At 65.6% G+C, this 6,180-nt stretch carries 5 protein-coding genes; 1 reads left to right on the top strand and 4 read right to left on the bottom strand.

Annotation, left to right across the window (positions count from 1 at the left end):
• Nucleotides 1-114: 114 nt before the first annotated feature.
• The 4 genes from mdlC to AC630_RS41055 all read right to left on the bottom strand — a co-directional run bounded on the left by mdlC (nucleotide 115) and on the right by AC630_RS41055 (nucleotide 5,020).
• Nucleotides 115-1,728, bottom strand: a complete 1,614-nt coding sequence (mdlC, locus tag AC630_RS41070) for a benzoylformate decarboxylase (protein WP_074124063.1) — start codon at nucleotides 1,726-1,728, stop codon at nucleotides 115-117.
• A gap of 143 nt (nucleotides 1,729-1,871) precedes the next feature.
• Nucleotides 1,872-2,723, bottom strand: a complete 852-nt coding sequence (locus AC630_RS41065; RefSeq protein ID WP_074124061.1) for an HTD2 family dehydratase — start codon at nucleotides 2,721-2,723, stop codon at nucleotides 1,872-1,874.
• 14 nt (nucleotides 2,724-2,737) lie between these two features.
• Entirely contained in the window at nucleotides 2,738-3,841 is a 1,104-nt protein-coding gene (locus AC630_RS41060; protein WP_074124059.1) for a CaiB/BaiF CoA transferase family protein, read from the bottom strand.
• 9 nt (nucleotides 3,842-3,850) lie between these two features.
• Entirely contained in the window at nucleotides 3,851-5,020 is a 1,170-nt protein-coding gene (locus AC630_RS41055; RefSeq protein ID WP_074124057.1) for an acyl-CoA dehydrogenase family protein, read from the bottom strand.
• A gap of 125 nt (nucleotides 5,021-5,145) precedes the next feature.
• Here AC630_RS41055 and AC630_RS41050 point away from each other — a divergent pair, with 125 nt between their 5' ends.
• Nucleotides 5,146-6,066 (top strand): LysR substrate-binding domain-containing protein, encoded by a 921-nt coding sequence (locus AC630_RS41050; RefSeq protein ID WP_074124055.1) that lies wholly within the window; start codon nucleotides 5,146-5,148, stop codon nucleotides 6,064-6,066.
• Nucleotides 6,067-6,180 lie beyond the last annotated feature (114 nt).

Genomic DNA, 6,180 nt, shown 5'->3' with positions numbered 1-6,180 from the left:
CGACCGCTTGCCTTCCAACCAAGCCGCGCGACGCGCGCATCAAACAGCGCCGTAGCTAGCGCGGCTTGGTTGAAGGCCTCAGGGAGCCCGTTACCCCATCTACGGGCGCCCCCCCTAATGCTTCTGCCCGTACAGCACCGGCACGGCCGAATCTACGACCACCTCCACGAGGCTGGTGCCCGCGAAGGCCATCCCGCGCTTGAGCGCGTCACCCAGCTCCGCCGCCTTGCTCACCCGCTCCGCATGGCATCCCATGCCTTCGGCGAGCCTGACGAAATCGATCCCGGGCAGCTCCAGCCCCGGCACGTTGCGCACCTGCATCACCTGGCTGAACGAACGCATCGCGCCGTAGCCGGAATTGTTGATGACGACGATGGTGAGCGGCAGTTTTCGCTGCGCGGCGGTCCACAGTGCCTGGATCGAATACATCGCCGAGCCGTCGCCGATCAGGCACACCGTCCGTTGCGTTGGCTTGCCCAGAGCCATGCCGACTGCGGCGGGCAGCGAGTAGCCGAGGCCACCGCTTGCCATGGTGTAGAAACTGTCCTGGCCGCGCATCGGCATGAATTTCTGCATCGCCGGCCGGTGCGAGGGCACTTCCTCGACCAGCGATGCGCCGTCCGGCATCGCCTGCGACAGCGAGTGCAGCAGGAATTCCACCGGCAGCGGGTCGGCGGCTTGCGGCGCCGGTGGCAGCGTACGGCCTTTTGGCGTGGCGCGTTTGCTCTCCGGCAGGAGGTCGAGCAGCAGGCTAAGCGCCGGCTTCATGGTGGCGATGATGCTGCTGCCGACCGGAGTGACCGCGGCCGCATCCGGATCGTCCGTGATCTGGAAGATGGTCGCGCCGCCGTCGAAGATCGCGGCGTGGCCCTCGACATGGAAAGTGAACACCGGCGCGCCGATGACGACGACGAGATCGTGCTCCCGCAGCGCGTCGGACAATTGTGCCGGCGAGGCATGCAGGAAGCCGGCAAATTGCGGGTGACGCTCCGGGAATGAGCAGCGCGCCGAGAACGGGCTGACCCAGACGCTCGCCTTGGCCTTCTCGGCGACGCGCACCATCAGGTCGACCGCGCCGGCGCGGTCGACGCCGGGACCGACGACGAGGGCAGGGTTCTTGGCTGACCCGAGCGCTGCGACCAACGCTTTCATCGCGTCCGGCTCAGGGCCTGTTTCGCGGCTGACCTTGCGCGCTGCGACCGGCACTGCGGCATGCGCCCAGTCGTCGATCGGGATCGACACAAAGGTCGGCCCGCAAGGCGGCTGCATCGCGGTGTAATAGGCCCGCGCGATCGCGGCCGGCACATCCTCGGGCCGCGCCGGTTCCACGCTGTATTTGACGTAAGGCCGCGGAAACTCAGAGGCGCGCTCGGCATAGAGGAACGCCTGCAACGGCAGGATCGAGCGCGCCTGCTGGCCCGCGGTGATCACGAGCGGTGTCTGGTTGCGATGCGCGGTGTAGATGTTGCCGAGCGCGTTGCCGACGCCGGCCGCCGAATGCAAATTGACGAAACCCGCATTGCGCGTGGCCTGGGCGTAGCCATCGGCCATCCCGACGGCGCTCGCTTCCTGGAGCGCCAGCACGTAGTCGATGTCGTCGGGCCAGTCGCTCAGGAACGGCAGCTCGGTCGAGCCGGGATTGCCGAACACCTTGTCGATGCCGAAGGATCGGAGCAGGTCGATGGTCGCCTGCTTGACGGTGACGGATTTGCTGCCGTTCTTTGCCATGGTTTCCGTCCCTGTTGTTGTTTATTGAAGCTGGCAGTCCCAGCCTCGTCATTGCGAGCGAAGCGAAGCAATCCAGAGTGCCGCAGCGGCGACAGTCTGGATTGCTTCGTCGCTCCGCTCCTCGCAATGACGAGGCGAGAGCCTCACCACACCGCCGTGCCCTTCATCGTCGGCTGCCCTTCCGCGTTCGCGGTCCACAGCTCCATGCCCGTCTCGGTCTCGTTGGCGTTAATCGAAAACTCCGTGCCCTCGAACAGCGGCTGCAAGCCGCGATAGGTAAACTTCTTCGGAGCCTTGCCGCCGCGCAGTTTCGCGGCCATCTCGATGATGAACGCCGCCTGCAGCGGCCCGTGGAAGATCAGGCCCGGATAACCTTCGACCTTGGTCACGTAGTCGCGGTCGTAGTGGATGCGATGGCCGTTGAACGTCAGCGCCGAATAGCGGAATAGCAGGACCGGATCGGAGACATGGGTCTCGCGATGCTGCGCCTTCGGCGGCGGGGGCGGGGCCTTCGCCGCCGCAGGCGCGCTGCTTGTCATCTCGCGATAGACGATGTCCTGTCGCTCGCGGATGGCAACGCCGCGCGGCGAGGAGATACTGTGCTCGACCTGGACGAAGCAGAGTGTGCCGGTCGAGCCGGTCTTCACCTGAACGTCGGCAATGCGCGAGGTTCGTGTCGATTCATCGCCGACGCGAAGCGGCTGAAAGAACTCGATCTCGCCGCCGGCCCACATCCGGCGCGGCAGCGGCACCGGCGGCAGGAAGCCGCCGCGGGTCGGATGGCCGTCGGGTCCGAGCATCGACATCGGAAACACCGGCTGTGCCAGGCACCAGTGCACCGTGAACGGCGCGGCATCGCCCGTCTTGGGTTCGCCGACCTCCTGGAACAGCGTCGCGCGCAGACCCTTGACGAGCTGCGCGGTGACGATGTCGGTCGCCTCCTGGCTACGGCCGATCCATTGCCTTAAGTGATCGATGTCGAGCTTCTCGGTCATGACGCCTCGCTCTGTTACTTCTTGGATTGGGGACGTTCGCCGATGCCGGGAACCGCGCCGTATGAGCGCGCCTCGCCGACGATGATCGGCGCCGGCGCGGGATAGCTGACGCGGCCATTGGGCGTGTCGACCTCGATGCGGCGAAGATGCGGATGGTTGGTGAGGTCGGCCATGGTGTTGACCTCGGCAAACGCGATGTCTGCGTCCGAAAGTCGCTTCAGGAGTTCGTCGCGCGTCATCCTGCCAAAACTATCCGCAACCGTCTTGTCGGTGAAGTCGCGGTTGCGCACGCGCTCGACCATGTTGGCGACGCGCGGATCGGCCGGCAGGTCGGGCTGGTCCAACACCTTGACGCAGAGCGTCTTCCACTCGCGCTCGCTCTGGATCGAGATCAAAATGTCCTTGCCGTCCTTCGAGGTGAACACGCCGTAGGGCGCGATCGAGGGATGGCGGAGGCCCATGCGCTTCGGCGGATTGCCGGCTTCGGAGTTGAGCAGCGGCACGGTGCACCAGTCCGCCATCACGTCGAACATGGAGATGCGGATGTCGACGCCCTTGCCGGTGCGGCCCCGCGCGATCAACGCCTCCAGGATCGCCGCATGCGCGGTCGCGCCGGTCGCGACGTCGACGATGGACATGCCGACACGCGAGGCGCCGTCGGGGTTGCCGGTGATCGAGGCCAGCCCGCTCTCGGCCTGGATCAGGAGATCATAGGCCTTGCGATGCGCGTAGGGACCCTCGTCGCCGTAGCCGGTAATCGTGCAGGAGATCAGCTTCGGATAGTCCTTCAGAAGCCGCTCGCGCGAGAAGCCGAGCTTGTCCATCGAGCCCGGCTTGAGGTTCTGGATCAGCACGTCCGCGCTCGCGATCAGCTTCTCGAGTTCGGCGCAGCCCTCCTTGGTGGCAAGATCGACCACGGCCGATTGCTTGCCGCGGTTGAGCCAGACGAAATAGCTGCTCTGGCCCTTTGCCGCCGCGTCATAACCGCGGGCAAAATCGCCTTCGGGCCGCTCGATCTTGACCACCTCCGCACCGGCATCCGCCAGGCGCGACGAGCAGAACGGCGCCGCGACCGCCTGCTCGACCGCGATCACCCTGATCCCGTCAAGTGCTCCCATGGCGCGACCTCAATACGAGCGCGGCATGCCAAGCACATGCTCGGCGACGAAGGACAGCACCAGATTGGTCGAGATCGGCGCCACCTGGTAGAGCCGCGTCTCGCGGAACTTGCGCTCGACGTCGTATTCCTCGGCGAAGCCGAAGCCGCCATGGGTCTGGATGCAGGCGTTGGCCGCCTCCCAGGACGCATCCGCCGCCAGCATTTTGGCCATGTTCGCTTCCGCGCCGCAGTCGAGCCCGGCCTCGTATTTGCGCGTCGCCTCCTTCACCATCAATTCCGCCGCGCGCATCGAGGCGTAAGCCTTGGCGATCGGGAACTGGATGCCCTGGTTCTGACCGATCGGCCGGCCGAACACCGCGCGCTCCTTGGCGTAGTTCGTCGCCTTCGCAATGAACCATTTGGCGTCGCCGATGCATTCGGCCGCGATCAAAATGCGTTCGGCATTCATGCCGGAGAGGATGTAGCGGAACCCCTTGCCTTCCTCGCCGATCAGATTCTCCGTAGGCACCTTCATGTCGGTAAAGAACACTTCGGTGGTCGCGTGGTTCATCATGGTGCGGATCGGACGGATCTCCAGGCCCTTGCCCTTCGCTTCCCGCATGTCGACGATGAACACGGAGAGCCCGTCGGTGCGCTTCTTGACCTGCTCCTTCGGCGTGGTGCGCGCCAGCAGGACCATCAGGTCGGAATGCTCGGCGCGGCTGGTCCAGATCTTCTGGCCGTTGACGATGTAGCTGTCGTTGCCTTCCTTGCGGGCAAAGGTCTTCAGCGAGGAGGTGTCGGTGCCGCTGGTCGGCTCGGTGACACCGAAGGCCTGGAGCCGCAATTCGCCGCTCGCGATCTTCGGCAGGTACTTTGCTTTCTGCTCGTCGCTGCCGTGCCGCAGCACCGTGCCCATCGTGTACATCTGGGCATGGCAGCCGCCGCCGTTGCAGCCCGCGCGCTGGATCTCTTCGAGGATGGCGGCCGCAGCGGAGAGCTTCAGGCCCGCGCCGCCATATTCCTCGGGGATCAGCACCGAGAGATAACCTGCCTGCGTCAGCGCATCGACGAAGGCCTTGGGATAGGCCATCTCGCGATCGAGCTTGCGCCAGTATTCGCCGGGAAACTGCGCGCACAACTTTGCAACGGCTTCGCGGATGTCGACGTGATCTTCGGTGTGGTGTTCTTGACTCATGGCGTTTCCCGTTGATAGCGGCAGTTAAGATAACGCCGGCCAATCCCCTGGCGTTGTGAAAACAACGCCAGCCCCCTATGCTCATTTGCTATAGCGTATGGAGTAGCCTTCCAGGATTGGCAAGCATGGATTTCCGGCAGCTCAGGACCTTCAGTTGCGTGGCGGAGCTCGGCAGCCTCTCCAAGGCCTCCGACACGTTGCGCGTGGCGCAGCCGGCGCTCAGCCGCCAGATCAAGCTCCTGGAACACGAGCTGCGCACGGAGCTGTTCACCCGCAACGGTCGCGGCATGGTGCTGACGGAGGCCGGCCGTCTCCTGCTGGTGCGCACCTCCGGCATCGTGCGGCAGATCGACCAGATCCGCGACGATATCCAGTCGGCCAAGGGGCCGCCGTCCGGCCAGGTCGTGCTCGGCCTGGTTCCGACCGTGAGCTGTGTGCTGTCCGCGCGCTTTGCGCGGCGATGCGTCGAAAAGTTTCCGGGCATCTCGCTGCGCATCGTCGAGAGCTACAGTGGTCATCTCGTCGAGTGGCTGCACCGTGGCGAGATGGATCTTGCCATCCTCTACGGGCGCTCGGCCGATTTGCATCTCCACGTGCAGAGTCTCGGCCGTGACAACATCGTCGCGGTGGGCCCGCGCGGCTGCGGGCTGGCGCGCAAGAAGAGCGTCGACATCGGCTGGCTGCTGCGGCAGCGCCTTGTGCTGCCCAGTCATTCGCACGGTCTCCGTGCGCTGATCGAGCACGCGGCCGCCCAACGCAAGATCAAGCTCGACGTCCAGCTCGAGGCGGATTCGTTCCGCGTGCTGACGAGCCTGGTCGAGGAGGGGCTCGGTTTCGCGCTGCTGCCGCCATCGTCGGTCCACGGCGAGGTCGCGGAGGGGCGGCTGGAAACCACGGCTGTTTCGAAGCCGATGACGCGCGAGCTCATTTTCGCTTCTCCGATCGACCGTCCGGCCTCGACGGCTTCGCTTGCCGTCACGGCGCTTCTGCGCGACGAGGTCGCGGCCTGCCGCAAGGACGGCCTGTGGGACATCAGGCTTGCCTGACGGCCGACGCCTTCTTCGCCTCGCCCCGCTTGCGGGGAGAGGCCGACGCGCGAAGCGCGGCGGGTGAGGGGGAGTCTCCGCGAGTCGGCTATCACCGTCCCCCGCGGAGGCTCC

It is taken from the genome of Bradyrhizobium sp. AS23.2, from assembly GCF_001908185.1.
GTDB lineage: Bacteria > Pseudomonadota > Alphaproteobacteria > Rhizobiales > Xanthobacteraceae > Bradyrhizobium.
Note: the sequence above shows the minus strand (reverse complement) of the source record. Positions and strands in the feature narration are given on the sequence as shown.